Here is a 25,586-nt window from a genome sequence, read left to right on the forward strand (position 1 = left end):
GTCAGTCGCCGGCGGGTCCGTCGGTGGTCGACGGACCGCGTTCCGAGGTGCGGGTGTGACTGTGGGAGTTGCGTCGCGGGGGCGCCTCGGCCAGGCCGAGGTGATCGCGGGCGAAGGCGATCGAGTCGGCGAGCATCTTCTCACGGGTGGACTGTCTGCGCACGAAGCGCGTGTTGACCTCGACGACGACGTCGCCGGCCCAGTTGTATTTGGCCAGGTACTGCAGGGTTTCGGCCACCGGCATAGTTCCGGCCCCCGGGACGAGGTGCTCGTCCTTGAGTGAGCCCGCCCCGTCGGTGAGGTGGACGTGTCGGAGTTTGTCGAAGATCTCGGCCACCGTCTCCACCGCGTTCATCCCGGCCGTCGAGGCGTGGGAGAAGTCGAAGGTGAGATCGTCGTAGTCCTCATCCAACGGGTTCCAGTCAGGATAGTAGACCTGGACTTCGCGCAGCCCCGCTCGCCACGGGTACATATTCTCCACGGCCAGTCTCACACCTGTCTCCCGGGAGACCTCTCGGACCCCGTCGACGAAACCAAGGGCGTATTCGCCCTGCCAGCGGAAGGGCGGATGGAGGACCACGGTCTCCGCATTCACTTCTCTGGCGAGGTTCGCGGTGATCCGCAGCTTCTCCCAGTGGTCCTTGTGCAGCACCCGTGGCAGGAAGAGAAGAGTCGGGGCGTGGAGGGACATGACGTCGAGGCCGGTGTCGCGGGCGAGTCCGTTGATGAGGTCGACGTCTCGCGTCTCGGCGTTGTGCGTGACCATGATCTCGACGCCGTCATAGCCGTGTTTCGCGGCCTGGGTGAAGGTCTCCTCGACGGTCATCGGGGACACCGACGAGCTCGACAGGCCGAGGCGGATTCGGTGGTCCGAGACGTGATGGGCGTCGTGTTCGTAGACTTCGTGACTGTCGAAGTACTCCTTGTGGCGCCGCGAATTCGAGCGCGCAGAGTTCTTGGTGGTCAACACCTTCCGCTGGGACTTCGACTTCTTGCTCATCCATTCCAGTCTAACGCGGACGCCCCGCCCCCGAACTACCTGACGGCGGCCCAGCAACCTCGCGCGAGGTTGCTGGGCCGCCGTCAGGTAGTAATCAGCCGTAGAGGGCTTCGGTGTCCTCGTCTACCCAGCCCTTCGACCGTTCCACTGCCTTGTTCCAGAGGCGGTAGAGACGGTCGACGGTCTCGTCGTCCATCGACGGGTTCCAGCGCTTGTCCTCGCGCCAGTTCTTGCGCACGTCTTCCCCGCTGTTCCAGAACTTCACGGCGATCCCCGCCGCATATGCCGCGCCCAGCGCCGTGGTCTCGATGACCTCGGGACGGATGACGGGCACGCCGAGGAGGTCGGCCTGGAACTGCATGAGCGTCTCGTTCGCGACCATGCCCCCGTCGACCTTGAGCTCGGTGAGCTCGACGCCGGAGTCGAGGTTCATCGAGTCGAGGACCTCACGGGACTGGAAGGCCACGGACTCCAGGGCCGCACGGGCGATGTGGTTCTTGTTCACGTACCGTGTCAGCCCCACCATCACTCCGCGGGCATCGGACTCCCAGTGCGGAGCGAAGAGTCCGGAGAACGCGGGCACGATATAGCAGCCGCCGTTGTCATCGACCTGCTTGGCCAGGGTCTCGACCTCGGGGGCGTCATTGATGATTCCGAAGTTGTCGCGCAGCCACTGCACGAGCGAACCGGTCACTGCCACCGATCCCTCGAGCGCATAGACGGCTTCGTCTTCGCCGATCTTGTACGCAACCGTGGTGAGCAGACCGTTCTTGCTGGCCACTGGCTTGGTGCCGGTGTTGATGAGCATGAAGTTGCCGGTGCCATAGGTGTTCTTCGCCTGACCGACCTCGAAGCAGGCCTGACCGAAGGTCGCCGCCTGCTGATCGCCGAGGATGCCGCAGATCGGGGTGTCGATGATGAGTCCGTTCTTCGCCCCGTATCCGTAGACCTCCGAGCAGGACTTGATCTCGGGCAGCATCTCGACGGGGATGCCCATATCTGCCGCGATATCAGGATTCCAGTCGAGGGTGTCGATGTTCATCAGCATCGTCCGCGAGGCGTTCGTGACGTCGGTGACGTGGATTCCGCCGTTGACGCCGCCGGTGAGGTTCCAGATCACCCAGGTGTCCATGGTCCCGAAGAGGAGGTCGCCGGCCGCGGCGGCTTCCTTGACCCCGCCGACGTTGTCGAAGATCCACTTGGCCTTCGGCCCGGCGAAGTACGTCGCCAGAGGCAGCCCGACCCGGTCCTTGTACTTATCGGCGCCTTCGTCCCCGGCGAGTTCGTCACAGACCTTCTGGGTGCGCGCGTCCTGCCACACGATGGCGTTGTAGACGGGTTCACCGGTGTGCTTGTTCCAGATGACGGTGGTCTCACGCTGGTTCGTGATGCCCACGCCTTCGAGCTGATGGCGGTTGATGTTCGCCCGGGTCAGCGCCTGACCGATCGCCTCGTTGGTGTTCTTGATGATCTCCACCGGGTCGTGTTCGACCCAGCCGGCGCGAGGGAAGATCTGCTCGTGCTCGAGCTGGCCGGAGGACACGATCTGTCCGTCGTAGTCGAAGACGATCGCCCGCGACGAGGTGGTGCCCTGGTCGATGGCGAGGATGAACTTTTCCTGACTCATTCTGACTCCTGTGTCGATGTGGTTATTGGTGGTCTGCTCAGATGAGGGCTCGGGAGATGACGCCGGCAAGCACAGCACCGACGAGCGGGCCGAAGACCGGAACCCACGAATATGCCCAGTCGGAGCCGCCCTTGTTCGGGATCGGCAGCAGCGCATGCATGATACGAGGTCCGAGGTCACGAGCCGGGTTGATGGCGTAGCCGGTCGGTCCGCCCAAGGATGCGCCGATGGCGACGACGATCAGCGCGACCGCCAGCGGTCCGAGCCTGTCCGGTGTTCCTCCGAACAGGAGGATGACGATGACGAGCACGAACGTGGCCACGACCTCGGTGACGAAGTTCCACCCATAGGAGCGGATCTCCGGCCCGGTGGAGAAGGTGCCGAGGATGTTCCCGGCGTCCTTCTCTTCGTCGTAGTGCTTCTTGTACACGGCCCAGGCGAGGAAGGCACCGAGCATCGCACCGATGAGTTCGGCGGCGAGGTACGCCACCGTGTTGACGAAGTTGACCGGTATGCCCTCGGCATATTCGCTGGCCCCGCTGGTGAGGATGCCGAACGTCACGGCGGGGTTGAGGTGTGCGCCGGTCTTGTAGGCGACGTAGACACCGGCGAAGACGGCGAGTCCCCAGCCGAAGGAGATCAGCAGCCAGCCGCCCCCATTGCCCTTGGTCTTGGTCAGGACGACATTGGCGACGACGCCGACGCCGAGCAGCATGAGCATCGCCGTACCGGCGATCTCGTAGAGGAAGATAGTGCCCATATCTCACAAACTCCTGTTGTTTGTCTTTCCGGTGGGTGTTCCGGTCGATGGCCGACCCGGTGGGTGCTCCGGGGTCGCTCGATATTCGATTGTCGGTATTCGGTTGTGGTCCCGCACTTCGCTGTGACCGTTTCAGTGGAGGGTCGCACCGACCAGAGCCGCCGCCGAGGCGTCGTCCTCCGTGGTCTCGGCCGCGACCTGGGCGTCGACGTGAGCATGGAAGTCCGCGACCTCTGTCGCCTCACGGTCGGCGTCCCATCCGAGGACGGGAGCGACGATGGCGGCGACCGCCTCGGCGGCGTTCTTTCCCCTGTCCCGGGTTTCATAGTTCAGCCGCATCCGTCTCTCAAGGATGTCGCCGAGGTGGACGGCCCCCTCCGCGGCGGCCGCGTAGTGGGCTTCGACGCGCAGGTAGCGTTCGGCTCCTTCCAGCGGCTGACCGAGCTCGGGGTCCTCATCGACGAGATCGAGCAGATCCTCGATGAGAGTGCCGTAGCGGCGGATGAGCCGTTTGACGCGATCTTCGTCCAATCCGTACTTCTCAGCGATCCCGGACTCGCCGCGCCGCAGCGCCCCCACTCCCTGAGCTCCGAGCAGCGGCACGGATTCGGTCAGCGACCGGCGGTCCTTCGCATCGTCGCCGAGGACGAAGTCGACGGCGTCTTCGGCCATCACCCGGTAGGTGGTGAACTTGCCTCCGGCGATCGCGGCCAGAGCGGGCTCGACTTCCATCACGGTGTGTTCGCGGGAGACCTTCGTCGAGGCCTGTCCCTCCTTGACGACCGGCTGGAGCAGCGGGCGCAGTCCGGAGTAGACGCCGATGACGTCGTCGCGGGTGAGCTTGTCGGCGAGGATGGCGTTGGCGTGTTCGAGCAGATAGTCGATGTCCTGCGAGGTCGCCACCGGTGCGTCGACGTCTTCGGTCCACGGGGTGTCGGTGGTGCCGATGACCCAATAGCCTTCCCACGGGATGACGAAGAGGACGGACTTCTCCGTCTTCGAGATGATTCCCGTGTTGGGGTCGGCCTTGATCTTGTCCTCGGCCACGGTGATGTGCACGCCCTTGGAGGCGAGCACCTTGAGCCCGGCGTCGGCCTTCGCCAGATCCTGCTGCTCTTCGGTCCAGACGCCTCCGGCGAGGATGGTGCGGCGGGCGTGGATGTCGAACTCTTCGCCGCTGATCTCGTCCCGGGCGTGGACGCCGGTGACCTGGTCGCCGTCGTGGAGGTAGCCGATGACGGAGACGTGGTTGGCGGCAGCGGCTCCGTAGCTCACGGCCGAGCGGACCAGGGTCATGACGAAGCGGGCGTCGTCGACCTTCGCATCATAGTATTCGAGGGCGCCGACGGCGGCGTCGTCGGCCAGGCCCGGGAAGTGGGCGCTCAGGGCCTTCTTCCCCAGATGACGGTGCATCGGCACAGCGCGTTTGCGACCCGGCCGGGTGGCCATCGTGTCGTAGAGTAGCACACCGGATCCGATGAAGGCCCGGTCGATGAGGCGGTGTTCGAAGGGGAACACGAAGGCGACGGGTTCGACGAGGTGGGGCGCGGTGTGCTGGAGCAGCAGGTCGCGTTCCTTCAGCGCCTCGGCGACGAGTTTGAAGTCGAGCATCTCGAGATAGCGCAGTCCGCCGTGCATGAGCTTCGAGGACCGGGAGGAGGTTCCCGATGCCCAGTCCTTCGCGTCGACGACACCGACCTTGAGTCCACGGGTGGCTGCGTCGAAGGCCGATCCGGCACCGGTCACTCCCCCGCCGACGACGAAGACGTCGAGCGGGTCGGCCGCACTCGTCGTCTTCAGAGTCTCCAGCGCCTGGTCACGGAAGTTCGGGGACAGCTCACCATTTCGCATCGGCAGGTTCGTGCTTTCTGTCAGAAGTATCGGGTCTCGGCCGATGTCGGCACGTGCAGATGAGTGCGAGTGCCACCTCGGCGACTAATCAAAAACTAGCAGGCGAACCTGAATTCCGATACCGACCGACAGACGCACAGAAGGCTCAGCCGTGTCGGGGAGACGCTGAAATGAACTCCGGCGGAGGTTCAGTCCAGGGCGGCGACGGGTTCGACGCGCATCGCCGAGGACTGCTCGGCCGAGTCGAGAAGATCGAGCTTGCGCATGATGATGCCTTCGCGCAGCGCCCAGGGGGAGATGTTCATGACGCCGATGTCGAAGATCGTGAAGGCCGCCTCGGCGATGATCGCTCCTGCCAGCACCTGACCGGCACGGGCTTCGGAGACGCCGGGCAGGGTCGCTCGCTCCTCGGGAGTGCGTGAGGCGAGGGTGTCGATGATGCCGTCGAGGTCGAGGCGGAAGAGCTTCCGGGGCGCATAGATTCCGTCTCCGCTCGGGGCGGCTCCGGCGATGCGGGCCAGAGAGCGGAAGGTCTTCGACGAACCGACGACCTGGTCGGGCACTCCGACCCGGTTGATGTCGCCGGCGATGCGTCCGATCTGCGCCCGGGCATGCTTGCGCAGTCGGTGGATGTCGTCTTCCGTGGGCATCGGGTCGGGCAGGAAGTCCGAATAGGTTCGTCCGGCCCCGAGCGGAATCGACACGGCCGCCTGCGGGTACTCGTCCTGACCCGCCGCGATCTCCAGTGAACCGCCGCCGATGTCGAGCAGCAGGATCTTTCCCGCCGACCACCCGAACCAGCGGCGGGTGGCGAGGAACGTCACACGGGCTTCGTCCCGACCCGACATGACGTTGAGGGTGACCCCGAGCTGAGCGTTGATCGACTCGATGAGCCCGACCCCGTTCGGGGCCTCCCTGACCGCCGAGGTGGCGAACGCGAGGATCTGTTCCGCCCCTTGGTCTTCGGCGATCTCGACGGCATCGGTGATGAAGGAACGCAGTCGTTCCTGACCTTCGGCGTCGATCGTTCCGTCGTCGCTGAGGTACTCAGCGAGTCGGAGCACCTCCTTGTGCGAGGTGGCCGGCAGGGGCGGTGCTCCGACATGAGCGTCGACGACCAGGAGGTGGACGCTGTTGGAGCCGATATCGAGGACTGCTAGGCGCATTCGCCCAGTTTATCCTCTCCGCTGGGCTCAGCGATCACGGAGTTGGGAACCGTTCTGCCACGCAGATTTGGTGAAGCCGAATTCCGGCGGCTCCTTGGCGAAGAATGCTTCCTGACCGCGGGTGATCTCTGCCCGGTAGGCATCAGCGAGCCACCGAGGCGGCTCCGCGCCCTCGGGCAGCTCGCCGTCGAGGATCGCTTTGGCCCCGACCTGACTCAGTCGGGACAGCCCCACGATCCGCTCCCCCAGAACCTGCGCGTCGGCCAGCGGGGTATCGGAGATCTCGTGGAAGAAGCCGAGTTCGGCCATCTTCTCGAACTTCACGATCGAGGCCGTGATCAGCAGGTACCTGGCCCACGCGTCGCCGAGGATCTGGGCCAGGCGCTTCGTGGGGCCGGCGGGGTAGACGAGTCCGAGCTTGGCTGCGGTGACGCCGAAGATCGATCCGGGAGCGGCGATGCGGATATCGCAGGCCGCGGCGATCTCCGTTCCCCCACCCACGCAATTGCCTGTGATGGCTGCGATCGTCGGGGTCTGAGAGTTCGCCAGGGCCGCCTCGGCGGTGGAATTGAGATCCCAGAAGTCGGCGAGCGGCACGTCGAGGTCGGCGATGTCCGAACCGGCGGAGAAATGCCCGCCGGCCCCGGTGATCACGAGCGCCCCGATCGAATCATCGGCGTCGACGTTCGCGATGATCTGCGGCAGCGCCCGCCACATGGAACGGGAGATCGCATTGCGTTTTTCGGTCCGATCGATGACGAGGGTTCCGACCCCACCGGAGACGGTGAAGTCGAAACCCTCGAGATCGACCGGACGGTACGAACCGTCTGGTCTCATCTGTGTTCTGCCTTTCGAGAGGTCAGCCCCGGCTGTCGGGAACCTCGCGCTGGTCCTCACCGTCGTAGGCGCTCAGGGGCCGGATGAGTGCGTTGTCCGCCTGCTGTTCGAAGATATGAGCGGTCCACCCGGTGATGCGGGCCATCACGAAGATCGGCGTGAACTGCTCGGTGTCGAAGCCCATGAGGTGGTAGGCCGGACCCGAGGGATAGTCGAGGTTCGGGTAGATGCCCTTGCGCCCGACGAAGTCCTCTTCGAAGGCGTTGTACAGATCGAGCAGATCGGTCGCCCCCTTGACCTCGACCATGTCCTCGAAGGCCTTGCGCATGGTGGGAACGCGCGAATCGCCGTTCTTGTACACGCGGTGGCCGAAGCCCATGATCTTCGCCTTCTCGGCCAGTGCGTCGTCGATCCAAGCCGAGGCCTTGTCGGCAGAGCCGACCTCTTCGAGCATCGCCATGACGGCTTCGTTCGCTCCGCCGTGCAGGGGCCCCTTGAGCGCACCGACGGCACCGGCGACAGCCGAGTACAGATCCGACGTGGTCGAAGTGATGACGCGACCGGTGAAGGTCGAGGCATTGAACGAGTGCTCGGCGTAGAGGATCATCGACACGTCGAAGCAGCGCACGACCGCGTCGGCGGGAACCTCGTCGAAGACCATCTTGAAGAAGTTCGCGGCGTAGCCGAGGTCCTTCGTCGGTGCGATGGGGTCGAGGCCGTGACGGCGACGGTGGTCGATGGCCACGATCGTCGGCAGCTGGGCGTAGAGACGCTCGGCCTTGGCCAGGTTGGCCTCTTCGCCTTCGACGTCGGCCTCGGGGTCGACGGCACCGAGGTAGGCCACGGCCGTCTGCACGACGTGCATCGGGTGGCAGTCCTTGGGCAGGTCGAGGATGAGCTGGACGAGCTTGTCGTCGATGGCACGCTGGGCGCGCTCGCGCTCCTGGAATTCCCTCAGCTGCGCCTCGGTGGGCAGTTCGCCGTTCCAGATGAGGTAGGCGACGTCCTCGAAGCTGCGTTCGGCGGCGAGCTCCTGAACGGGATACCCGCGATAGGTCAGGGAGTTGGTCTCCTGGACCACTTTGGACACTGCGGTGGTGTCGACCACGACACCGGCGAGGCCCTTCTTGATTTCTTCGGTCACTGGTGACCCTCCTGTGAGAAGTTGAAGACTGCGGCGTCAAACTCGTTGTACGCCGCGTAGTCGATCGTGTCATACAGGTCCGCACGGGTCTGCATGCCCTCGAGCAGGTCCACCTGAGTGCCCTTGTCCCGAATGGTCTGCAGGCCCGATTTGATCGCACCCATGGCGAGACGCAGAGTCGTGACCGGGTAGATCACAAGCTTGACTCCGACATTCGCCAACTGTTCGGTGGTGAACAGTTCGCTCTTTCCGAATTCTGTCATGTTCGCCAGGATCGGCACATCGACGCTGGAAGCGAATCTCTCGAACTCTCCGAGATCGCGCATCGCTTCGGGGAAGATCATGTCCGCACCTGCATCGGCGTAGGCCTTCGCCCGGTCGATGGCGGCGTCGAGGCCTTCCCCGGCGCGGGAGTCGGTGCGGGCGCAGATGACGAAGTTCTCGTCCCGGCGCCCCTTGACGGCTGCCTTGATGCGCTTGGACATCTCGGCCGCGGTGACGACCTCCTTGCCGTCGAGGTGGCCGCAGCGCTTCGGATTGACCTGGTCTTCCAGGTGCATGCCCGAGATTCCGGCGTCCTCGAACTCCTGGACGGTGCGGGCCACATTCATGGCCTCGCCCCAACCGGTGTCGGCGTCGATGAAGGTCGGCAGGTTCGTCACCCGGGCGATATTGCGTCCGTGGTCGGCCACCTCGGTCAGCGTGGTCAGCCCGATGTCGGGCAGGCCCATGGCCGCGGAGAACGCTCCGCCGGAGATGTAGACGCCCTCGAATCCGATCTGCTCGATGATCTGGGCGTTGATCGGGTTGATGGCGCCGGGGAACGCGGCGATCTCATCGCCTGCGAGCAGCTCGCGGAACTTGGCGCGGCGCTCGGCGGGGGTTGCCTGTGCGCCGAGCATCAGAAGATGCCCTTCGATCCGCTGTGCTCGAGCCCGTCGACTGTGAAGCTGAGTTCGCCCACGCCCTCGGCATCGAGGCTCTCGAGGTTCTCAGCCAGGTCGATGAAGCGAGCCTGCTCCGAGTCGGAGACGATGCCCTCGGCCAGGGTCTTGAACTTCTCGATGTAGTTCGCACGGGCGAAGGGACGCGCGCCGAAGGGGTGAGCGTCGGCGACGGCGATTTCGTCGGTCAGCGTCGAGCCGTCCTCGAATTCGATCTCCACACGTCCGCCGAAGGCCTTTTCGTTCGGGTCGATCGAGTGGTATCGACGGGTCCACTCGGGATCCTCGGTGGTCTCGATCTTGTGCCACAGCTCGACGGTGTCGGGACGGCCGGCACGCTCGGGAGCATAGGAGTGCTCGTGGTGCCAGCCCTGATCCTGCATGGCCACGGCGAAGATGTACATGATCGAGTGATCGAGGGTCTCACGGCTGGCCCCCGGATCCATCTTCTGCGGATCGTTCGCACCGGTGCCGATGACGTAGTGGGTGTGGTGCGAGGTGTGGATGACGATGCGTCTGATCTTCGACAGGTCCTCGATCTGTCCGCCGAGCTTGCGGGCGAGGTCGATGAGCGCCTGGGCCTGGTACTCGGCCGAGTGCTCCTTGGTGTAGGTGTCGAGGATCGCGCGCTTCGCTTCGCCCTTGCCCGGCAGCGGGATGGTGTAGCGGGCCTCGGGGCCGGAGAGGATCCAGGCGATGAAGCCGTCCTCACCTTCGTAGATCGGGTTCGGTGCACCCTCGCCGCGCATCGCACGGTCGACGGATTCGACGGCCATCTTGCCGGCGAAAGCCGGAGCGTGGGCCTTCCACGACGAGATCTCGCCCTTGCGCGACTGACGGGTCGCGGTGGTCACGTGCAGGGCCTGCTGGACGGCCTGGAAGGTGATCTCGGTGGGCAGGTGGAGCAGCGCACCGATGCCGGCTGCGGCCGAGGGGCCGAGGTGGGCGACGTGGTCGATCTTGTGCTCGTGCAGACACATTCCCTTGACGAGGTCGACCTGGATCTCGTAGCCGGTGGCCACACCGTTGATGAGGTCCTTGCCGCCGATGCCCTTGTGCTGTGCGACGGCGAGCACGGCCGGGATGTTGTCACCGGGATGCGAGTATTCGGCGGCGAGGAAGGTGTCGTGGAAATCGAGTTCGCGCACGGCCACACCGTTGGCCCAAGCGGCCCATTCCGGGGAGAAGCGGTCGCTCACCGGCAGGCCGAAGATGTTGGCACCGGGATTGAACGGGTGGGTCTGGGCCTGCTCACGAGCGTGGGTCGGAGCGGACCGGCGCACGGATGCCGCAGCGACGGCAGCGTTGTCGATGACGCGGTTGATGACCATCTCAGTGACATCGGAATCGACCGGCGTCGGGTCGGATGCGACCTCGGCGATCTTCCATGCGAGCTGATCCTCACGAGCCAGGTTCTCTGAGCTCTTGTAGGTACGGACTTCATGATTGATCATGGATACCCCTTCATAGTCCTTGACCGGAAATGGTCACATAGTGCTGACACAACTGTAGGCCACGTCACTTGGCAGATCTCTGCCGGTCGGAAATTTATCTCGACATCAAGATACTTTACCCGATACGTGTCCTGGTTCACCAACAGGGGCTCCGGACTCTTCTGCCGCGAGAGAGGTTATGGGAATATTGGGTCATGACCCGGACTGCACTGGACTTCGATGAGAACTGGTTCGACGACGCAGAGTACGCACGCCTGCGCAGACGCATGCCGATCCCCTATGTCAACGCCATCCCCGTGCGGGTGGGCGAGAGCGGCAATGTCGAGCGCATCGGCCTGCTGCTGCGCAGCCTCGAGGACGGCACCCTCGGACGAGAGCTCGTGGGTGGGCGGATCCGCTTCCACGAGACCATCCGCACCTCGCTGATGCGCCACGCCGAGAACGACCTCGGCCCGATGGCGCTGCCGGTCATTCCGCCTGCGATCAGCCCGTTCCACATCGCCGAATACTTCCCCACCGAAGGTTCGGCCCTGCTCCATGATCCGCGCCAGCATGCGATCGCCATGTGCTTCATCCTCGAGGTCCGCGGCGAATGCACTCCGCGTGCCGATGCGCTCAGCCTCGATTGGCTGACTCCCGAGGAGACTCTGCGTCCCGACATCGTCGGCGAGCTCTGCTACGGGCAGGACCATATCCTGCGCATCGCCCTGGCTCACCTGGGCTTCCGCGTCTGAGGTCCGGGCCCTTGCCGGTGAGACGAAGATTCTCGCCGCACACGTTTTTCTACATAGCGTAGAACTCTGTTGGTAGACTGAAAGCGACGCAGACGATACCGCCAGTCGGGGCCGTCGTCGGCGTCTGGGTTGGACAGGCCCCGATCGAGAGGTGCGAGATGTCTGCTCAATCCAGTTCGTCCGAATCCGGCCTGAACCTCGAACTCGGCGTCCTCGTCGGCTTCGACGGCTCCGAACTCGCCGCCCGGGCTGTCCGCTACGGCGCCGTCGAGGCCGAACGCCGCAAAACCGTTCTCACCGTCGTCACCGCCTATGAGCTGCCGACGATGATCTATCCGAATATGGCCTCCATCCCCAGCGAACCCGAGGATGACAAGGCGAAGAGGGAAGCAGAGAAGACACTCGCCAAGGCGGTCGAACTCCTGGGCGACTACTCCGGTGAGACGTCCTTCCGCACAGCACCCGGCAATTCCGCCGGTGCGCTCGTCACGCTCAGCGCCGACGCCGAGGTCGTCATCGTCGGTGCCCGCGGGCGCGGCGGCTTCATGGGCCGCGTCCTCGGATCCGTATCCACGGCTCTGCCGGCCCATGCGAACTGCCCGACGATCGTCGTCCCCGAACGGTCGACCTCGGAATCCGCAGACAAGGCTCCGGTGGTCGTCGCCGTCGACGGTTCGGACACCGGTCGGGTCGCCATGTTCACGGCTGCCGCCGAGGCCGCTGTGCGCGGGGCGGAACTCGAACTCGTCGCAGTGCTGCCGGCCGGCGAGGAATGGCTCTACTGGTACCCCGACCTGGAACTCAGCTCCGAGGTCACCGCACGTCGGCAGAAGCAGCTGACCGAAGGGCTGGAGAAGGAGGCCGGAACTCTGTCCGAGCAGTTCCCGGATCTGACGGTGACCACCTCGGTGCCGGTCGGCGACCCCACCGAGACGCTGGTCGAGATCACCTCACGCGCACAGCTGACTGTGATGGGCACTCGCGGGCGCGGACGGATCCGCAGCGCTCTGCTGGGATCCGTCTCACGCGGCGTCCTCAACCACGCCGAGGGCCCGGTCATGGTGGTCTGATCAGCAGCGTCCGGTCGTTCGAGACCCGTCGACGAGCAGGGGCACGGGAAGTGAACCGGTCGCGGCCGCCGCCGCGCTCCTCTGTTGTACAGTGGTGGCTACGACAGGGGAGCGCCGTCAGGGGCGCTGAGAGTGCAGAGGAAGCTGCAGACCCTCGAACCTGATGCGGTTAGCACCGCCGAAGGAAGTCGAGACTCTTCACCCCTCCTTGATCAGAGGAGGCGAAATGCCGAATACCACCACACCGAAAACCGTCCCCACCGCTCGCGCCTTCACCGCGGCGCCGAAATCCAAGCAGTGGCGGGTGGTCGACTATGTCACCACCGCAGTGCTCGGCATCGCCGTGGGACTCGTATTCTGGGTGTTGGCCCTGAGCTGGAAGGTCCTCGAACTCGCCTTCCAGGCCTTCCCGCCGTCGATCGGCCTCATCGCCGGCCTCTGGGTGCTGGCCGGCCCGCTGGCCGGTGCGATCATCCGCAAACCCGGTGCCGCGCTCCTGTGCGAACTCATCGCTGCCATCGTCGAAGCCGTCCTCGGTTCGCACTTCGGAGCGACAGTTCTGCTCTCTGGACTGCTGCAGGGCCTCGGTGCCGAACTCGTCTTCGCCGCTTTCGGCTACAAGCGCTTCACCCTGTGGGTCACCGCGGCTTCGGGCATGCTGGCCGCCGCGTTCATGGCGGTGAGCGAGAACATCATGTACAATGCCGAATGGCAGTTCGGCTTCCAGGCGATCTACGCCGTGTGCGCGATCGCCTCCGGTCTCGTCATCTCCGGAATCGGCGCATGGTTCGCCTACCGGGCGATCGCGGCCACCGGGGCGCTGAGCTCCTTCGCCTCCGGTCGTCTGCGCTGATGGCGCTGCCGATCACGGCCGCAGGCTTCTCATGGACCCACACCGACCGTGACGAGCCGGCGATCGGTCCGCTCGATCTTCAGATCGCCGCCGGTGAGAAGGTGCTGCTGCTCGGTGCCTCCGGGGTCGGGAAGTCGACGTTCCTCCATGCCGTCGCCGGTGTCCTGCCCGTGGAGTCCGGTGAGGCCACGGGTGAGCTCCTCGTCGGCGGCGAGGCACCGGATCCTCGCCGAGGCAGCACCGGGCTGGTCCTCCAAGATCCCGATTCGCAGGTGATCTTCTCCCGCATCGGCGACGATGTGGCGTTCGGAATGGAGAACCTCGGGCTCCCGGCGACGGTCATCGAGGCCCGGGTCCCCTCTTCCCTGCGGGCGCTGGGACTCGATCTGCCGCCGGAGCATCCGAGTGCCGCCCTCTCCGGTGGGCAGAAGCAGCGGCTGGCACTGGCCGGCATCCATGCGATGGCCCCGGACGTCATCGTCCTCGACGAACCCACCGCCAATATCGATCCCGCCTCGGCGGCCGAGGTCCGCGATGCCGTGCTCACCGTGCAAGCCGAGTCCGCGGCGACCATGCTCGTCGTCGAACACCGGGTGGAGCTGTGGATCGACCACGTCGACCGGGTCATCGTGCTCGGCCGCGACGGAATCGTCGCCCAAGGTCCGCCCGATCAGATCTTCACCGATCCGGAGCTCGCCGACACCCTCATCGGCTGCGGCATCTGGATGCCGCAGGACTCCCCCGCCCCTCGCCGAGGCGGCCGTTCGGTGTCCCCGTCCCCGCTGTCGGCGACATCTCGGGCGGGGCCCCCGTCAGGCAGTGACGGCGAAACCGAGAGGATCTCCGGCCGCCTCGGCGAGGTTCTGCTGCGCGCCGATCAGCTCAGTGCTGCTCGTCCGCGCATGCGCACCCCGGCGGCGGCCGATCTGGATCTGAGTCTGCGGTCCGGTCAGGCGCTCGGGATCGTCGGAGCCAACGGGGTCGGCAAGTCGACCACGGCCTTGACCTTGGCGGGGCTGCTGCCCGAATTCTCCGGTCAGGTCATCGCCGAGGCGGCGCTGCGGGAAGGTGCCAAGCGGGCTCGCCCGTTCGCCTGGCCGTCGAAGCAGTTGGCGGCGCGCATCGGCATGGTCTTCCAGGAACCGGCTCATCAGTTCCTCACCTCGAGTGTGGCTGCCGAACTCGAGCTGGGTCCGCGGCTGGCCGGCTGGTCTGCCGCCGAGTCGCAGGCGAGGGTGGCCGAGCTGCTTGAGGGTCTCGGTCTCACCGAGCTCGCACGCGCGCATCCGCAGAGTCTGTCCGGTGGTGAGAAGCGTCGCCTGGCGGTGGCGGCGATGCTGGCTCCCCGGCCACGTGTGCTCGTCGTCGATGAGCCGACTTTCGGTCAGGATGCCCTGACCTGGGCGGGGCTGGTGGAGATGTTCCTCGATGCCTTGGACCACGGATCCGCAGTGGTCGCGGTCAGCCATGATCATTCGTTCCTTGAGGCCATCGGCGCCGAATTCCTCGAACTCGGTGACCGCAGCAGCGCAGAACGAGGCGCCGTCTGCGAGCCGGATTCGCGTCTCAGGGCCGGTGATCGCGGTGAGTGAGAGTCTCGATCAGCATGTTCGCCCCTCCCCCGAGGCTGCCGTTGAGGATCCGGGCCGACTCATCCCCACGGTGCGCTCTACCGCTTTGGCTCGGTGCAATCCGCTGACGAAGATCGGTGTCGCGCTCATCCTCATGGTGGGAGCGCTGCTGAGCATCGATCTGGTCTCTGCCGGGGTGGTGCTGCTCGCAGCAGTGCTGGCGCTGCCGGCGACGGGACTCGATCTGGTGGCCGCGGCCACGAGGCTGTGGTTCCTCCCGGCGGGTGCTCTGCTCGCCGCCTGGGGCACGGCTCTGTTGGCGGAGAAGACCGGAGACGTGGTCGTCGACTTCGGACCCGTTCTGTTCACCACGGGTTCGCTGGCCGCGGCCGCGGCGATCTTCGTCCGTGCACTGGCCCTGGCGATTCCGCTCATCGTGCTCGCGTCGACGATCGATCCGCGCGATCTGTCCGATGCGCTCATTCAGCATCTGCGTCTGCCCGAGGTCGTCGTGGTCTCCGTCCTAGCGGCGTCCCGTCTGCTCGGACTGCTCGTCAGTGAGTGGCAGGTGCTGGCGATGGCCAGGCGGGCCCGAGGCGTCGCCGGCGGTTCGCTGCTGCGGCGCACGAGCAGCCTCTTCAGCGGGGTGTTCGTCCTGCTCGTCGTCTCGATTCGCCGGGCAACGACCTTGGCGATGGCGATGGAGGGTCGGGCATTCGGCCGACCGGGGCGCACCTGGCGCAGACAGTCGAGCTTCGCGGCTCGAGATTACGCGGCGCTGCTCATCAGCCTGGCTGTCTGTGGGATCGCGATCGGTGCTGCTCACCTGCTCGGAGTATGGAACCCGATCATCGGCTGAGACGAAGGCGGATCGTCGGAGCGGCTGCGCTACCGAACGGTCAGAGCTGTTTGAGGAAGTCCTTGCCGAACCCCCGCCATACCTCAAGGGCTTCGGGACTGGGCAGCTTTGACACGGTGAGGACGAAGAGGGTCTTGCCCTCGGATTTCGTCTCGGCGGCGGCTTCGACCTTGATGCCGCCGTCGAGGTCGGCCCGCCAGAAGGAGCGCTTCGCCGTCTCCGAGGTGCGGGGTTCACCGTCGAGGGCCACCTCGTTGAGGGTGGAGTCGATCAGGGAGGCGAACTTAACGATGAGTTCGGAACGGTCGCCGGGGATCGTGCGGGACACGGCGACGTCGAAAGTGCCATCGGCACGCTGACCGGGCACGCGACGACCGATTTCCTGCTCATAGGCGACGACTGCGCCTTGGACCCACCACCCATGGTTGTCGACTCTGCCCTCGAACTGGGGGTAGAGAGCGTCGGCGAGTTCTTTGTGGCTCGCCGACGCTCCCCCGGCCGCTTCGAGGCGAGCGCAGGTGTCTTCCCACTTCTCGCCGAGGGCCTTTTCGATTGCCGGAATGTTCATCCCCTTGGTCGCCATGGCAGAAGCCTATTTGGCCGTCAGCCCCCCGTCGATGGTGATCTCGGTACCTGTGATGAAACTGGAATCGTCGCCGAGGAGGAAGGCCACCGTCCCGGAGATCTCCTCGACCACGGCCCGCCGCCCGAACGGAGTGTCGTTAGCGACTCCGCCTTCGGGTTCATTCGCGTTCATCTCGGTCGAGACTCCGCCGGGGCAGATTGCGTTGACGCGGATCCGCCTCGGTGCGAGTTCGAGCGCGGCGACCTTCGTCAGGCCGATGATGCCTGACTTCGACGAACAGTACGCGGCGTATCCGGCCGCTCCCACCGGTCCGAACACCGAGGACACGTTGACCACCCCGGATCCGTCGCGCAGGAGCGGTTCGAGAGTCTGCAGCCCGAGGAACGTTCCAGTGAGGTTGACCGAGAGGATCCGGTTCCAGGTCTGCAACGTTTCGTCGGTGAGCGGTGCGACATTGATGATGCCCGCATTGTTGACCAGTCCGTCGAGAGTTCCGCATGTGTCGCGGACGAACTCGGCGACCTCCGCCCAGCTGTCCGGGTCCGAGACGTCGAGGTGGAGATAGTCGGCGCGGTGGCCTGCGTTTCTAAGCTCCTGCGCCGAGGCGGCCCCCACCTCATCAAGCACGTCGGCGAGGATGACTGCCCACCCCAGGTCGGTCAGACGGCGAGCGTGCGAGAGTCCCTGGCCGCGGGCGGCTCCGGTGATGAGTGCTGTTCTCATGCGCGCGCTCCTGTCGTCGCTTCGGTCCGGGATTCCTGAGCGAAGGCCAGCGAGTCGAGGACGGTCTCGACCTCGGCGAGTTCGTGAAGCCATGGTGCCCTGACGATGTCGATCCCGGTCTCCGGTTCGAACCGTCCTGCCAGGAATTCGGACAGGGCGACGTCTCCGGCCTCACGAAGGCGGAGCATCTTCGCGACCAGCTTGGCCTGCATGCCGTAGATGGGGATCTGCGGACCCCGCGGTGCGATGAGCCCGATGTAGTAGAGGTTGTCGAGTCCGGCCGGGATGATTCCGGCCGCATGCTTGACCGGCATGGTGCCGTCCTTCTCCACGAGTCCGTCGTCGAGGAACGGCAGGCTCGGATGGAATCCGGTGGCGTAGAGGATCGTGTCGTACTCGCCGGAGGTGCCGTCGGTGAAATGAACAGTGTTGCCGTCGAAGCGGTCCACTCCGGGACACACGGCGATCCGACCATGGTGAATCCAGTAGAGGAGAAGATCGTTGACCACCGCGTACCCGTCGGCCAGCGTCGATTCGGCCGGAGACGGCAGACCTGGGTATTCGGAGTTGTCGCCCAGGGAGACCTTCGCAAGCATGCGGGAGATGAAGTCCTGTTCCTCAGGGGTGAATTGGTTCATCCATTCGAGCATCTGCCGGGGCCGGCCGAAGTAGGTCTTGGGTTGGAAGAACACGCCCTTGCGCACGACGATGTCGACGTCGAAGCGGTGCTGTGCGGCATCGACGGCGAGGTCGCAGCCCGAGTTGCCGGCGCCGACGACGAGCACCCGTCGGCCCTCGATGTCGTCGGTGTTCGCATATTGCGAGGAGTGCAGCTGCTTGCCTACGAACGTCCCTTCGACCTGCGGGATCTTCGGGTCGCGGAGGTGGCCGTTGGCCACCAGCACTGCCTCGTACTCGTTCTCGGTGGTCTCCCCGGCGGAGTTGCGGGTCCGCACTCTCCAGCCGCGACGGCCGGCCGCCTCGGCGCCTCCGATCGGGTCGACGGTTTCGACGGCCGTGTCGAAGGTGATGTGCTCGCGCAGCCCGAATTCGTCGGCGTAGGAGGAGATGTAGTCCCGGACCTGGTCCCGTCGCGGGAAGTGCGGGTAGTCGTCGGGCATCGGGAAGCACTCGAAGTGGGTCTGGTCGCGGGCGGTGATGAGGTGTAGGGCTTCGTAATCGGTGTTCCAGTGACCGGCGACGCGGTCGGACTTCTCGAAGCAGTCGGCGTCGATTCCGGCAGCGTGCAGCTGTGCGAGGGCAGAGAGTCCGGCGGCGCCGGCGCCGATGATCGCGTATTTCTTCTTGTTCGGTGAGGTCATGGTCTGTGATCCTTCATGCGTGGTGGTCTGGGGTGGGCAGACATCGGCGGTATCGGTCGGGGCCATCAGCGGATCACGTCTCCTCCGGCGAGCACGATCGTCTCCCCCGTCATGAACCCGGCGTCTGCAGATCCGAGGATGGACACCCAGCGGGCGATCTCCTCGGGCTGAGCGACCCGGCCCAGCGGGACGCCTGCGGCAGCAGAAGCCATCCGGCCGGTAGCGTTGTTGCCCGGCGTGTCGACCCAGCCGGGGGCGATCGCGTTGACGCGGATGCCCTGGTCGGCGAGTTCGAGGGCGAGGCTCTTCGTCGCCATGACCACTGCGGCCTTCGAGGCTCCGTAGACGAGCTGTCCGGGTGAGACGGTGAACGCGTCGACCGAGGCGAAGTTGACGACCGCTGCGCCTCGGCTCATGTGCGGCAGGCTGGCGGCGATGACGTTGAGTGTGCCGAGGACGTTGACGTCGAAGATCTTTCGGAAGATCTCGGTCGTATAGGTCTCGATGGTCGTCGGTGGAAAGATGCCGGCGATATTCGCCACGAGGTCGATGCGACCGTGCTCGGGACCGGTGGTCTCGCAGGCGGAGTCGATCGCCTCGGTGAGGCTCTCACGGTCGGTGATATCGGTGCGCACGGCGGTGACGTTCGGGACGTCTTCGGTCACCTCGGCGATGTCGATTCCGATCACCGCCCACCCCTCACCGCTGAGCGCGCGGGCGGTGGCCAGGCCCATTCCGCTGGCGGCCCCGGTGACGACTGCTGTGGGCATGTCAGTCCTTCCTGTCTGTTGCACTGATGCTGTGATCGTCTTCAGGAGTCGGCTCAACATTGGATTCCGATGGGTCCTCGTCGCCTCCGGCGGCCTCGCGTTCGATACTCTCCTGCTCGAGTGCCTTGAGTTCGGGGGTCGCGAAACCGGTCTTGTCGGCTCCGAGGTAGGCGATGTAGCCGATGACGATCGCGATGAGCGAATCCCACGGGAAGATGACGACCGGAGTCGGCAGGGGTCCGTACTCGCTGAAGGCGGAGAGGATGAGTTCGGCCAGCAGCAGGAAGACGAGCCAATAGCCGGCGCGGAGGTGGCGGACGCCTTCCTTCTTCGTCATCAGACGGAGGATGAGCAGGAAGGCGACGGTGAGCACGGTGATGCCGACGAGGAACTCATAGACCTGGCCTGGGCCATCGACCGCCGTGTCTGAGGGGGCGAGGATGAACCCTCCGCGGACGCACACGATCACCCAAGCGATGAGGAAGACGACGGAGAGCACGATCGAAGGGGCTCGCTTCGTCCAACCGTTCTTCACGCTGAAGAAGATCGCGTAGCAGACCATCGAGCCGAGCAGGAGGGCATCGAGGTTGGCCAAGGTGATGAACCCGCACCAGAAGATGATGATCGTCGAGGCGATGAAGCCTATCGGAGCGAGTACCTTCGACCAGGGCAGGCGGTAGGGCCGGTGCAGCTGCGGGGCGTGGTGGCGCATGACGCGGATCGCGGCCGGTGCGGTGAGCGTGGAGAGGACGAGGGCGGAGGAGATGAACCCGACGAGGCGGTACCAACTCGGGGCCGGGAGGAAGAAAGCCAGCCCGATGGCGAAGTTGACGATGATCGCCCAGGCGGGGACGCCGTGCCGGTTCATCCGGGTGAGGATGGACGGGAAGAACTTGTTCGTGGCCAACCCGTAGGCCACCCGGGAGGCGCTGCCGAGATAGAGGTACCCGGCGGCTCCGGGAGAGATGACCGCGTCGAGGAGGAGCAGGGACACGAACGCGCCGAGGAGGGCGATGCCGGAAGCCTTGAGTGCTGCGCCGAGCGGACCATCGGCCCAGGAACTCGACATCAGGGATGCCCAGTCACCGGGGGCGACGCCCGCGTCGGCCCAATTGATCGCACCGATGAAGGCGATCTGCAGTCCCGTGTAGATGCCGAGAGGAATGAGGATGGATCCGATGGTGCCGAGGGGAATGTTGCGTTTGGGATTCTTCACCTCTCCGGCGAAGTCGATGACCCCGCGGAAGCCCATCATGGCGAACGCGATGCCGGAGATCGCCACAGCTTGGAAGGTCGCGCCGAATCCCTCCTTCGTCCCTCCCGCATTGCCGAAGAATGCATAGTCGGTGTAGTTCCCGGCATTGAAGACAAGGAAGAGGAGGGCGAAGGTGGCCGTGGGGATGATGATCTTCCACCAGGTGATCCACCGGTTGGCCTCGCTGAGCAGCTTGACGCCGAAGATGTTGATGAGCATGAAGACGAACATCACGACGATGCCGGTGATAATGCCGTTGGGCCAGGCGAGCATGGAGATGCCTTGCCGGGTCTCGAGGAGGCCGAGGTTCGGGAACAGTCCGCCGACGTAGGTGATCGCGGCGACGGCTTCGATCGGCGGCAGCGCGAGGTTGGCCAGCCAGTACGACATGCCCATCAGCCAGCCGGTGAGCCCGCCGTGGGAGAGATAGGGGTAGCGCACGATCGCACCGGAGAACGGCAGGGCCGCACCGACTTCCATCCACGACAGGGCGATGAGGGTGACGAGTGCTCCGCCGATGAGCCAGGAGATCACGGCCGATGGACCGGCCATGCCTGCGGCCGAGAGCACAGCGAAGAGCCATCCCGAACCGATCTGTCCGCCGATGGCGATGAACATCGCGGACTGCAGAGTCATGCTGCGTTTGAATCGTGCATCACTGCGATAGGTGACTGCGGCCATGGGTCCCCCTTTGGATCCGTCGTTCTGACCAGGTGGCAACAGTCTGCCGAGAACTTGGCACAGGTGGAAGACGGTAATTCAGAGCATCGGCCCAAGGTTTACCCTTAGACGAGTTATGCTGTGCCCATGAGTGAGGGACCGACGCTCAGGCAGCTGGAATACTTCATCCGCACCGTCGACGAGGGGTCGTTCGCGGCAGCGGCGGCAAAGGAGCACATGGCGCAGCCGAGCTTGTCCGAACAGATCAGACGGCTCGAGCGGCGACTGGGGACGACGCTGTTCGTGCGCACCAACTCACGTCTGCGGCTGACCGACGTCGGCCGACAGCTGGTCCCGAAAGCGAAGGCGGCAATCGAGGCCGCGGCCGAGGTCTCACGGGTCGCGAAGGTGACCACCGACCTCTCGGGCGGAGAGGTTTCCTTCGGCTCGTTCCGCAGCGCCCAGCACTACCTGCTGGCCCCGCTCATCCTCGCCTTCAACGAGCGGTTTCCGAACGTGCGGATCAGGGTGGTCGGCCTCAACTCATCCGATGTCGCCGATGCCGTCCGTCGCGGGGATCTCGAGGCCGGCCTAGTCGAGCTGCCCGTCGATCCGCACGGCCTGCAGGTTTCTGCTCCGGTACTTTCGGACGATGTCGTCTACATCAGCGCTCATCGTGTGCGGACCCGGCGACCGGTCGCCCTCGATCAGATCGCGCCCAGTCGGCTGATCCTTGCCGAGGCGAGCTGGGGCATCCGAGACCCGATGCGCCGTCTGCTCGCTGAAAGAGCACAGTCCGAGCTGGTCGACCTCGATCCGTTCATCCAGGTCGAATACGGCGATGCGGCATTGGAGATCGTCGCGAGAGGGACTTTCGACACGATCCTGCCGCTCGTCGAACTGCAGCGTCATCCTCTGCGCAACGAACTGTCTTGGGCCCACCTCTCCCCCGCGTTCCCCGTCGACTTCGCCTTCATCTCGCGCAGCGATGCCGAGCTCTCCCCGGCGACCGAGGCCTTCATCGCGATGTCGAGAGGGCCCCTGGAGGAGTTCCAGGGGCCCTGGTGAGAGATGTGCAGTCGGCCGCGCCGAGGCGGCTCGGTAACGCAGGGACGGATCAGTCGATCTTGAGTTCGCCCATCTCGTCCCAGCCTTCGCCGTCGATCTTGCGGGAGATGATCTTCGGGGTCGAGACCAGATGCGGACGCATCGCTTCGAGACCGGCGGCGAAATGATCGCTGGTGACGTGCGGTTCGGCTCCTTCGTCGGTGAACGCTTCGACGAGGACGAACTCGTTCGGGTTCTCCAGGCTCTTCGACCATTCGAAGAAGAGATTGCCGGGTTCGGCGCGGGTCGCCTCGGTGAAGGCCCGAACGGCCTCGGGGAACTTCTCGACGCTTTCGGGTTTCACGTCATACTTCACGACGATGAAGATCATGGTGGTCTCTCCTTCAGCTGATCAGTTGTGCGGGTCGTTCCCAGCTTAGTTCGGACGCACCTGCGAATCGACCGGACTACAGCCTTTCGGCGATGAGGACGAGGAAGTCGCTGTCGGAGTCGAAGGGGCGCAGTTCCCAGGTGGAGAACTTCTGCTCGACGAACATCCCCGTGGCCTTGACGTCGTCGATGAATTCGTCGAAGTCGTAGCCGCGGCCTGCTCCGAAGCCCGAGACGAAGCGACCGCCGTGCTTGAGCGTTGATTTGATGTTGCCCAGGGTCTGTCGGCGGGAGGCCGGGTCGAGGAAGGACAGGACGTTTCCGGCGCAGAAGGCCACGTCGATCTCGTTGACCCCGGCACCGGCGAAGTCGAAGTCGGCGAGGTCGCCGGTGTGCCATTCACCGCTGGGGAAGTCCTCCTCGGCGACGGAGATGAGGAATTCGTCGAGGTCGACGCCGAAGACGGTGTGTCCTTCATCGATGAGCAGTCCGCCCGCCCGGCCGGTTCCGCAGCCCGCGTCGAGGATGCGAGAGCCTCGCGGGGCCATGGCGTTGACGAACCGCGCCTCGCCGCCGATGTCGTGACCGGCGGCGGCGAGATCTCGCCACCGCTGCGCGTAATTCGCCGAATGGTCGGGGTTGGCCCTGCGTACTCTGTTCCACTGATGGTCGAAGCTCATGACCTCATCCTAGGCCGGAACCTCATGCGAAGACGTCGGCGACCACCTCGGCGACGGCGCGGACCGGATCGCTGGGATCCGGGGAGGTCAGCACGATGATCTCTCGTCCGCCCGCCTCGGCGACGGGATGGAGGTCGACATCGGGCCCGCCCAACGACATCATGATCGGCGTCGCCAGGGTCAGGCCGAGCCCGGTTCCGGCGAGCGCCAGTGCGACCGCTGTGTCGGTGACAATGTGGGTCTCCTTCGCATTGATTCCCAGCGCCGAGGTGGCCAACCGCATCGCTCGGCCGAAGAGCTCATCGGCAGGCGGGAGGATCCAATCGGCGTCGGCCAGATCGGCATTGCCGGGTCGGGGCGTCCCCGCGGGGACGACGATGCCGAAGTTCTCGTCCGCCACGGCCTCCCAGCGCAGTCCGCGCATCGGCGGCAGCGGCACGGCCGGATAGTTGATTCCGATGCCTAAGTCGATGACTCCGTCGATCACGGCCGCCGACATGGTTTCGACGTTGATCTCCCGCGCCCGGACCTCGATATGCGGATGACGCTGCGCCAGTTCCCGCACCACCTTCGGCAGCGCCGTCGTCGACGCGGACCCGAAGACGCCGAGGGTGACCATGGCTTCGCTGCGGAAGTCCCGGCCGAGCATCGCCATCTCCGCCTGCTGCTGAGCGGCGAGGATGTTCCGGGCTCGGGGCAAGAGTGTCCGCCCGGCCTCAGCGAGGACGAGACCACGACCGCGTCGCCGGAACAGATCGGAAGCGACGACCTTGCGCAGCGCGGCGATGTGCTGGGACACGGCACCGACGCTGTAGCCGAGATGGTCGGCCGCCCGCGTCATCGATCCGAGTTCGGCCACAGCCACGAAGGTGCGCAGCTGTCCGAGCGTCCATGTCATACCAGCACTCCTCTGTCTTTAGGTTTCTTGAACGCAGTGTTCACAAACTCTCCCTTGCCCTTAAGTGTGATGGCAACCACAATGAAGTCAAGGCACAATCGCCGACATCGTCGTCGGCCTTCTCCGCTGCCGAGGCGATCAACGGCGGTCGCCTCAGCGGCAGACAGCGAGGTGAACCATGGAATCCACAACCGCATCGACCACCGACCCAGACACGACCGGAACCCTGCCCGCCGAGGCCTCCGTCGTCATCATCGGCGCCGGCGTCATGGGGGCAGCCATCGCCTACCATCTGGCCGAACGCGGAGTCGAGGACATCGTCATCGTCGAACGCGACACTCCCGGAGCCGGATCGACGTCGAAGGCCGCCGGAGGGGTGCGCTGCCAGTTCTCCGACGAGGTCAACATCGCTTTGGCCGCCCGCGGGCTCGAGGTGCTGCGGAACTTCGAGGACGATTTCGGCGTCGACATCGATCTGGTCAGCAACGGCTACCTATTCCTCCTCGACTCCGACGAGTGCGCACAGACCTTCGCCGCGAATGTGGCCCTGCAGCGGAAGATGGGGCTTGATTCCCGGATGCTCACCGTCGCCGAGGTGGCCGAGCTGGCCCCGTACGTCAACACCGAGGGGCTGGTGGCCGGGGCCTTCAACCCCGGCGACGGCCACTGCACCCCCGAGGCCGTCGTCGCAGGCTACGTCACCGCCGCCCGCGAGCGCGGAGTCACGGTGGTCAAGCACTGTGAGGTCACCGGGTTCGACACCGACGGCGGGACGGATCGCAGGGTCGCCTCGGTGATCACGAATCTGGGCACGATCAAGTGCGAACAGGTCGTCGTCGCGGCGGGAGCCTGGTCCGGGCCCATCGGGGACATGGCCGGGGTCGACCTGCCGGTGAAGCCCTTGAGGCGGGAGATCATGGTCTCCGAACCCGTCGGCTTCGATACCTCGCGGATGCCCTTCACGATCGACTTCTCCACCAGCTACTACGTGCACCCGGAAGGGTCAGGTCTGCTGTTCGGCTGCCCCGATGAGGTCGATGACTGGTCCTTCAATGACAAACGCGACCCGAACTGGCTGGCCACCCTGGCCGAGCACATCGAAGCCCGCACCCCGGACCTCGACGATGTCGAAGCGGGGCACGGGTGGGCGGGACTGTATGAGATGACTCCCGACCACAATGCGCTCATCGGTGAGGCCGAGGAGCTGCCGGGATTCTTCTACGCCTGCGGGTTCTCCGGTCACGGCTTCCTCATGGGCCCGGCCGTCGGAGAGGTCGTCGCCGACCTCATGACCGGTCGCACCCCGTTCGTCGACGTGACCCCCATGGACAAACGACGCTTCACCACCACCGGACTGCGCAAGGAGCTCAATGTGATCTGAGCCC

The 25,586-nt window shown here is 65.3% G+C and carries 24 protein-coding genes and 1 riboswitch; of the genes, 7 read left to right on the top strand and 17 right to left on the bottom strand.

The annotated features are described in order from the left end of the window. Position 1: 1 nt before the first annotated feature. From FHG09_RS15295 to FHG09_RS15335, 9 genes are all read right to left on the bottom strand, one after another. A complete protein-coding gene (locus FHG09_RS15295; protein ID WP_152348504.1) occupies positions 2 to 1,000 on the bottom strand; it encodes a sugar phosphate isomerase/epimerase family protein in 999 nt (332 codons plus the stop codon). 94 nt (positions 1,001 to 1,094) lie between these two features. Next, the gene (gene glpK, locus FHG09_RS15300; RefSeq protein WP_152348505.1) at positions 1,095 to 2,627 is read right to left on the bottom strand and encodes a glycerol kinase GlpK; all 1,533 of its coding nucleotides are present in this window, start codon (positions 2,625 to 2,627) and stop codon (positions 1,095 to 1,097) included. Positions 2,628 to 2,664: 37 nt separating this feature from the next. Beyond that, positions 2,665 to 3,387, bottom strand: coding sequence for an MIP/aquaporin family protein (locus FHG09_RS15305; protein ID WP_152348506.1), 723 nt, complete (start codon positions 3,385 to 3,387; stop codon positions 2,665 to 2,667). 132 nt (positions 3,388 to 3,519) lie between these two features. Next, the gene (locus tag FHG09_RS15310) at positions 3,520 to 5,238 is read right to left on the bottom strand and encodes a glycerol-3-phosphate dehydrogenase/oxidase (protein WP_152348507.1); all 1,719 of its coding nucleotides are present in this window, start codon (positions 5,236 to 5,238) and stop codon (positions 3,520 to 3,522) included. A gap of 188 nt (positions 5,239 to 5,426) precedes the next feature. Continuing rightward, positions 5,427 to 6,404: a Ppx/GppA phosphatase family protein gene (locus FHG09_RS15315; protein WP_152348508.1), complete on the bottom strand. Its 978-nt coding sequence runs from the start codon at positions 6,402 to 6,404 to the stop codon at positions 5,427 to 5,429. Between the two features lie 27 nt (positions 6,405 to 6,431). Beyond that, the gene (locus FHG09_RS15320; protein ID WP_152348509.1) at positions 6,432 to 7,241 is read right to left on the bottom strand and encodes an enoyl-CoA hydratase/isomerase family protein; all 810 of its coding nucleotides are present in this window, start codon (positions 7,239 to 7,241) and stop codon (positions 6,432 to 6,434) included. A 22-nt stretch (positions 7,242 to 7,263) separates the two neighbouring features. Next, positions 7,264 to 8,385 carry a bifunctional 2-methylcitrate synthase/citrate synthase gene (locus FHG09_RS15325; RefSeq protein ID WP_152348510.1) on the bottom strand — a complete coding sequence of 374 codons (1,122 nt, stop codon included), beginning with the start codon at positions 8,383 to 8,385 and terminating at the stop codon, positions 7,264 to 7,266. Beyond that, a complete protein-coding gene (prpB, locus tag FHG09_RS15330) occupies positions 8,382 to 9,287 on the bottom strand; it encodes a methylisocitrate lyase (protein WP_152348511.1) in 906 nt (301 codons plus the stop codon). The genes FHG09_RS15325 and prpB overlap by 4 nt, the downstream gene beginning before the upstream one ends. Further along, on the bottom strand, positions 9,287 to 10,783 hold the full coding sequence (locus FHG09_RS15335; protein ID WP_152348512.1) for an MmgE/PrpD family protein: 1,497 nt from the start codon (positions 10,781 to 10,783) through the stop codon (positions 9,287 to 9,289). Before FHG09_RS15335 ends, prpB begins: the two co-directional genes overlap by 1 nt. Positions 10,784 to 10,977: 194 nt before the next feature. Between FHG09_RS15335 and FHG09_RS15340 the strand changes: the two genes are divergently transcribed. From FHG09_RS15340 to FHG09_RS15360, 5 genes are all read left to right on the top strand, one after another. Next, positions 10,978 to 11,517, top strand: coding sequence for a DUF4916 domain-containing protein (locus FHG09_RS15340; protein ID WP_152348513.1), 540 nt, complete (start codon positions 10,978 to 10,980; stop codon positions 11,515 to 11,517). Between the two features lie 158 nt (positions 11,518 to 11,675). Next, positions 11,676 to 12,587 (top strand): universal stress protein, encoded by a 912-nt coding sequence (locus FHG09_RS15345; protein WP_152348514.1) that lies wholly within the window; start codon positions 11,676 to 11,678, stop codon positions 12,585 to 12,587. 95 nt (positions 12,588 to 12,682) lie between these two features. Then, a riboswitch (TPP riboswitch) is annotated at positions 12,683 to 12,791 on the top strand. Positions 12,792 to 12,813: 22 nt separating this feature from the next. After that, complete coding sequence (locus tag FHG09_RS15350) at positions 12,814 to 13,440, top strand: ECF transporter S component (RefSeq protein WP_152348515.1); 627 nt, start codon at positions 12,814 to 12,816, stop codon at positions 13,438 to 13,440. Further along, positions 13,440 to 15,032 carry an ABC transporter ATP-binding protein gene (locus FHG09_RS15355; protein ID WP_152348516.1) on the top strand — a complete coding sequence of 531 codons (1,593 nt, stop codon included), beginning with the start codon at positions 13,440 to 13,442 and terminating at the stop codon, positions 15,030 to 15,032. Before FHG09_RS15350 ends, FHG09_RS15355 begins: the two co-directional genes overlap by 1 nt. Continuing rightward, on the top strand, positions 15,025 to 15,870 hold the full coding sequence (locus tag FHG09_RS15360) for an energy-coupling factor transporter transmembrane component T family protein (RefSeq protein WP_193627402.1): 846 nt from the start codon (positions 15,025 to 15,027) through the stop codon (positions 15,868 to 15,870). The genes FHG09_RS15355 and FHG09_RS15360 overlap by 8 nt, the downstream gene beginning before the upstream one ends. A 40-nt stretch (positions 15,871 to 15,910) precedes the next feature. On the opposite strand, the gene FHG09_RS15365 is transcribed toward FHG09_RS15360, so the two are convergent. From FHG09_RS15365 to FHG09_RS15385, 5 genes are all read right to left on the bottom strand, one after another. Further along, complete coding sequence (locus tag FHG09_RS15365; protein WP_152348518.1) at positions 15,911 to 16,453, bottom strand: hypothetical protein; 543 nt, start codon at positions 16,451 to 16,453, stop codon at positions 15,911 to 15,913. A 9-nt stretch (positions 16,454 to 16,462) separates the two neighbouring features. Continuing rightward, positions 16,463 to 17,179 carry an SDR family NAD(P)-dependent oxidoreductase gene (locus tag FHG09_RS15370; protein ID WP_152348519.1) on the bottom strand — a complete coding sequence of 239 codons (717 nt, stop codon included), beginning with the start codon at positions 17,177 to 17,179 and terminating at the stop codon, positions 16,463 to 16,465. Next, positions 17,176 to 18,501, bottom strand: a complete 1,326-nt coding sequence (locus tag FHG09_RS15375; RefSeq protein WP_152348520.1) for a flavin-containing monooxygenase — start codon at positions 18,499 to 18,501, stop codon at positions 17,176 to 17,178. Before FHG09_RS15375 ends, FHG09_RS15370 begins: the two co-directional genes overlap by 4 nt. Positions 18,502 to 18,566: 65 nt before the next feature. Next, positions 18,567 to 19,271, bottom strand: a complete 705-nt coding sequence (locus tag FHG09_RS15380; protein WP_227492801.1) for an SDR family NAD(P)-dependent oxidoreductase — start codon at positions 19,269 to 19,271, stop codon at positions 18,567 to 18,569. A 1-nt stretch (position 19,272) separates the two neighbouring features. Beyond that, the gene (locus FHG09_RS15385; RefSeq protein ID WP_152348521.1) at positions 19,273 to 21,207 is read right to left on the bottom strand and encodes an APC family permease; all 1,935 of its coding nucleotides are present in this window, start codon (positions 21,205 to 21,207) and stop codon (positions 19,273 to 19,275) included. A gap of 126 nt (positions 21,208 to 21,333) precedes the next feature. On the opposite strand from FHG09_RS15385, the gene FHG09_RS15390 reads away from it, so the two are divergent. Next, positions 21,334 to 22,254, top strand: a complete 921-nt coding sequence (locus FHG09_RS15390) for a LysR family transcriptional regulator (protein ID WP_152348522.1) — start codon at positions 21,334 to 21,336, stop codon at positions 22,252 to 22,254. A 49-nt stretch (positions 22,255 to 22,303) separates the two neighbouring features. Here the strand turns inward: FHG09_RS15390 and FHG09_RS15395 are convergent, their stop codons facing one another. The 3 genes from FHG09_RS15395 to FHG09_RS15405 all read right to left on the bottom strand — a co-directional run bounded on the left by FHG09_RS15395 (position 22,304) and on the right by FHG09_RS15405 (position 24,201). Continuing rightward, positions 22,304 to 22,624 (bottom strand): putative quinol monooxygenase, encoded by a 321-nt coding sequence (locus FHG09_RS15395; protein ID WP_152348523.1) that lies wholly within the window; start codon positions 22,622 to 22,624, stop codon positions 22,304 to 22,306. A 76-nt stretch (positions 22,625 to 22,700) separates the two neighbouring features. Next, positions 22,701 to 23,303, bottom strand: coding sequence for a class I SAM-dependent methyltransferase (locus FHG09_RS15400; RefSeq protein ID WP_152348524.1), 603 nt, complete (start codon positions 23,301 to 23,303; stop codon positions 22,701 to 22,703). Positions 23,304 to 23,325: 22 nt separating this feature from the next. Next, a complete protein-coding gene (locus FHG09_RS15405) occupies positions 23,326 to 24,201 on the bottom strand; it encodes a LysR family transcriptional regulator (protein ID WP_152348525.1) in 876 nt (291 codons plus the stop codon). A gap of 178 nt (positions 24,202 to 24,379) precedes the next feature. Between FHG09_RS15405 and FHG09_RS15410 the strand changes: the two genes are divergently transcribed. Beyond that, a complete protein-coding gene (locus FHG09_RS15410) occupies positions 24,380 to 25,582 on the top strand; it encodes an NAD(P)/FAD-dependent oxidoreductase (protein WP_152348526.1) in 1,203 nt (400 codons plus the stop codon). The last annotated feature ends 4 nt before the right edge of the window (positions 25,583 to 25,586 follow it).

It is taken from the genome of Brevibacterium sp. CFH 10365 (assembly GCF_009299785.1).
Taxonomy (GTDB): Bacteria; Actinomycetota; Actinomycetes; order Actinomycetales; family Brevibacteriaceae; genus Brevibacterium; species Brevibacterium limosum.

Coding starts and splice junctions, on each gene's coding strand:
- FHG09_RS15370 (WP_152348519.1), bottom strand. CDS start 17,179: ATGAGAACAGCACTCATCACCGGAGCCGCCCGCGGCCAGGGACTCTCG.
- FHG09_RS15395 (WP_152348523.1), bottom strand. CDS start 22,624: ATGATCTTCATCGTCGTGAAGTATGACGTGAAACCCGAAAGCGTCGAG.
- FHG09_RS15410 (WP_152348526.1), top strand. CDS start 24,380: ATGGAATCCACAACCGCATCGACCACCGACCCAGACACGACCGGAACC.
- FHG09_RS15405 (WP_152348525.1), bottom strand. CDS start 24,201: ATGACATGGACGCTCGGACAGCTGCGCACCTTCGTGGCTGTGGCCGAA.
- FHG09_RS15385 (WP_152348521.1), bottom strand. CDS start 21,207: ATGGCCGCAGTCACCTATCGCAGTGATGCACGATTCAAACGCAGCATG.
- FHG09_RS15320 (WP_152348509.1), bottom strand. CDS start 7,241: ATGAGACCAGACGGTTCGTACCGTCCGGTCGATCTCGAGGGTTTCGAC.
- FHG09_RS15335 (WP_152348512.1), bottom strand. CDS start 10,783: ATGATCAATCATGAAGTCCGTACCTACAAGAGCTCAGAGAACCTGGCT.
- FHG09_RS15365 (WP_152348518.1), bottom strand. CDS start 16,453: ATGGCGACCAAGGGGATGAACATTCCGGCAATCGAAAAGGCCCTCGGC.
- FHG09_RS15380 (WP_227492801.1), bottom strand. CDS start 19,271: ATGCCCACAGCAGTCGTCACCGGGGCCGCCAGCGGAATGGGCCTGGCC.
- FHG09_RS15390 (WP_152348522.1), top strand. CDS start 21,334: ATGAGTGAGGGACCGACGCTCAGGCAGCTGGAATACTTCATCCGCACC.
- FHG09_RS15375 (WP_152348520.1), bottom strand. CDS start 18,501: ATGACCTCACCGAACAAGAAGAAATACGCGATCATCGGCGCCGGCGCC.
- FHG09_RS15315 (WP_152348508.1), bottom strand. CDS start 6,404: ATGCGCCTAGCAGTCCTCGATATCGGCTCCAACAGCGTCCACCTCCTG.
- glpK (WP_152348505.1), bottom strand. CDS start 2,627: ATGAGTCAGGAAAAGTTCATCCTCGCCATCGACCAGGGCACCACCTCG.
- FHG09_RS15310 (WP_152348507.1), bottom strand. CDS start 5,238: ATGCGAAATGGTGAGCTGTCCCCGAACTTCCGTGACCAGGCGCTGGAG.
- FHG09_RS15400 (WP_152348524.1), bottom strand. CDS start 23,303: ATGAGCTTCGACCATCAGTGGAACAGAGTACGCAGGGCCAACCCCGAC.
- FHG09_RS15350 (WP_152348515.1), top strand. CDS start 12,814: ATGCCGAATACCACCACACCGAAAACCGTCCCCACCGCTCGCGCCTTC.
- FHG09_RS15355 (WP_152348516.1), top strand. CDS start 13,440: ATGGCGCTGCCGATCACGGCCGCAGGCTTCTCATGGACCCACACCGAC.
- FHG09_RS15345 (WP_152348514.1), top strand. CDS start 11,676: ATGTCTGCTCAATCCAGTTCGTCCGAATCCGGCCTGAACCTCGAACTC.
- FHG09_RS15340 (WP_152348513.1), top strand. CDS start 10,978: ATGACCCGGACTGCACTGGACTTCGATGAGAACTGGTTCGACGACGCA.
- prpB (WP_152348511.1), bottom strand. CDS start 9,287: ATGCTCGGCGCACAGGCAACCCCCGCCGAGCGCCGCGCCAAGTTCCGC.
- FHG09_RS15295 (WP_152348504.1), bottom strand. CDS start 1,000: ATGAGCAAGAAGTCGAAGTCCCAGCGGAAGGTGTTGACCACCAAGAAC.
- FHG09_RS15305 (WP_152348506.1), bottom strand. CDS start 3,387: ATGGGCACTATCTTCCTCTACGAGATCGCCGGTACGGCGATGCTCATG.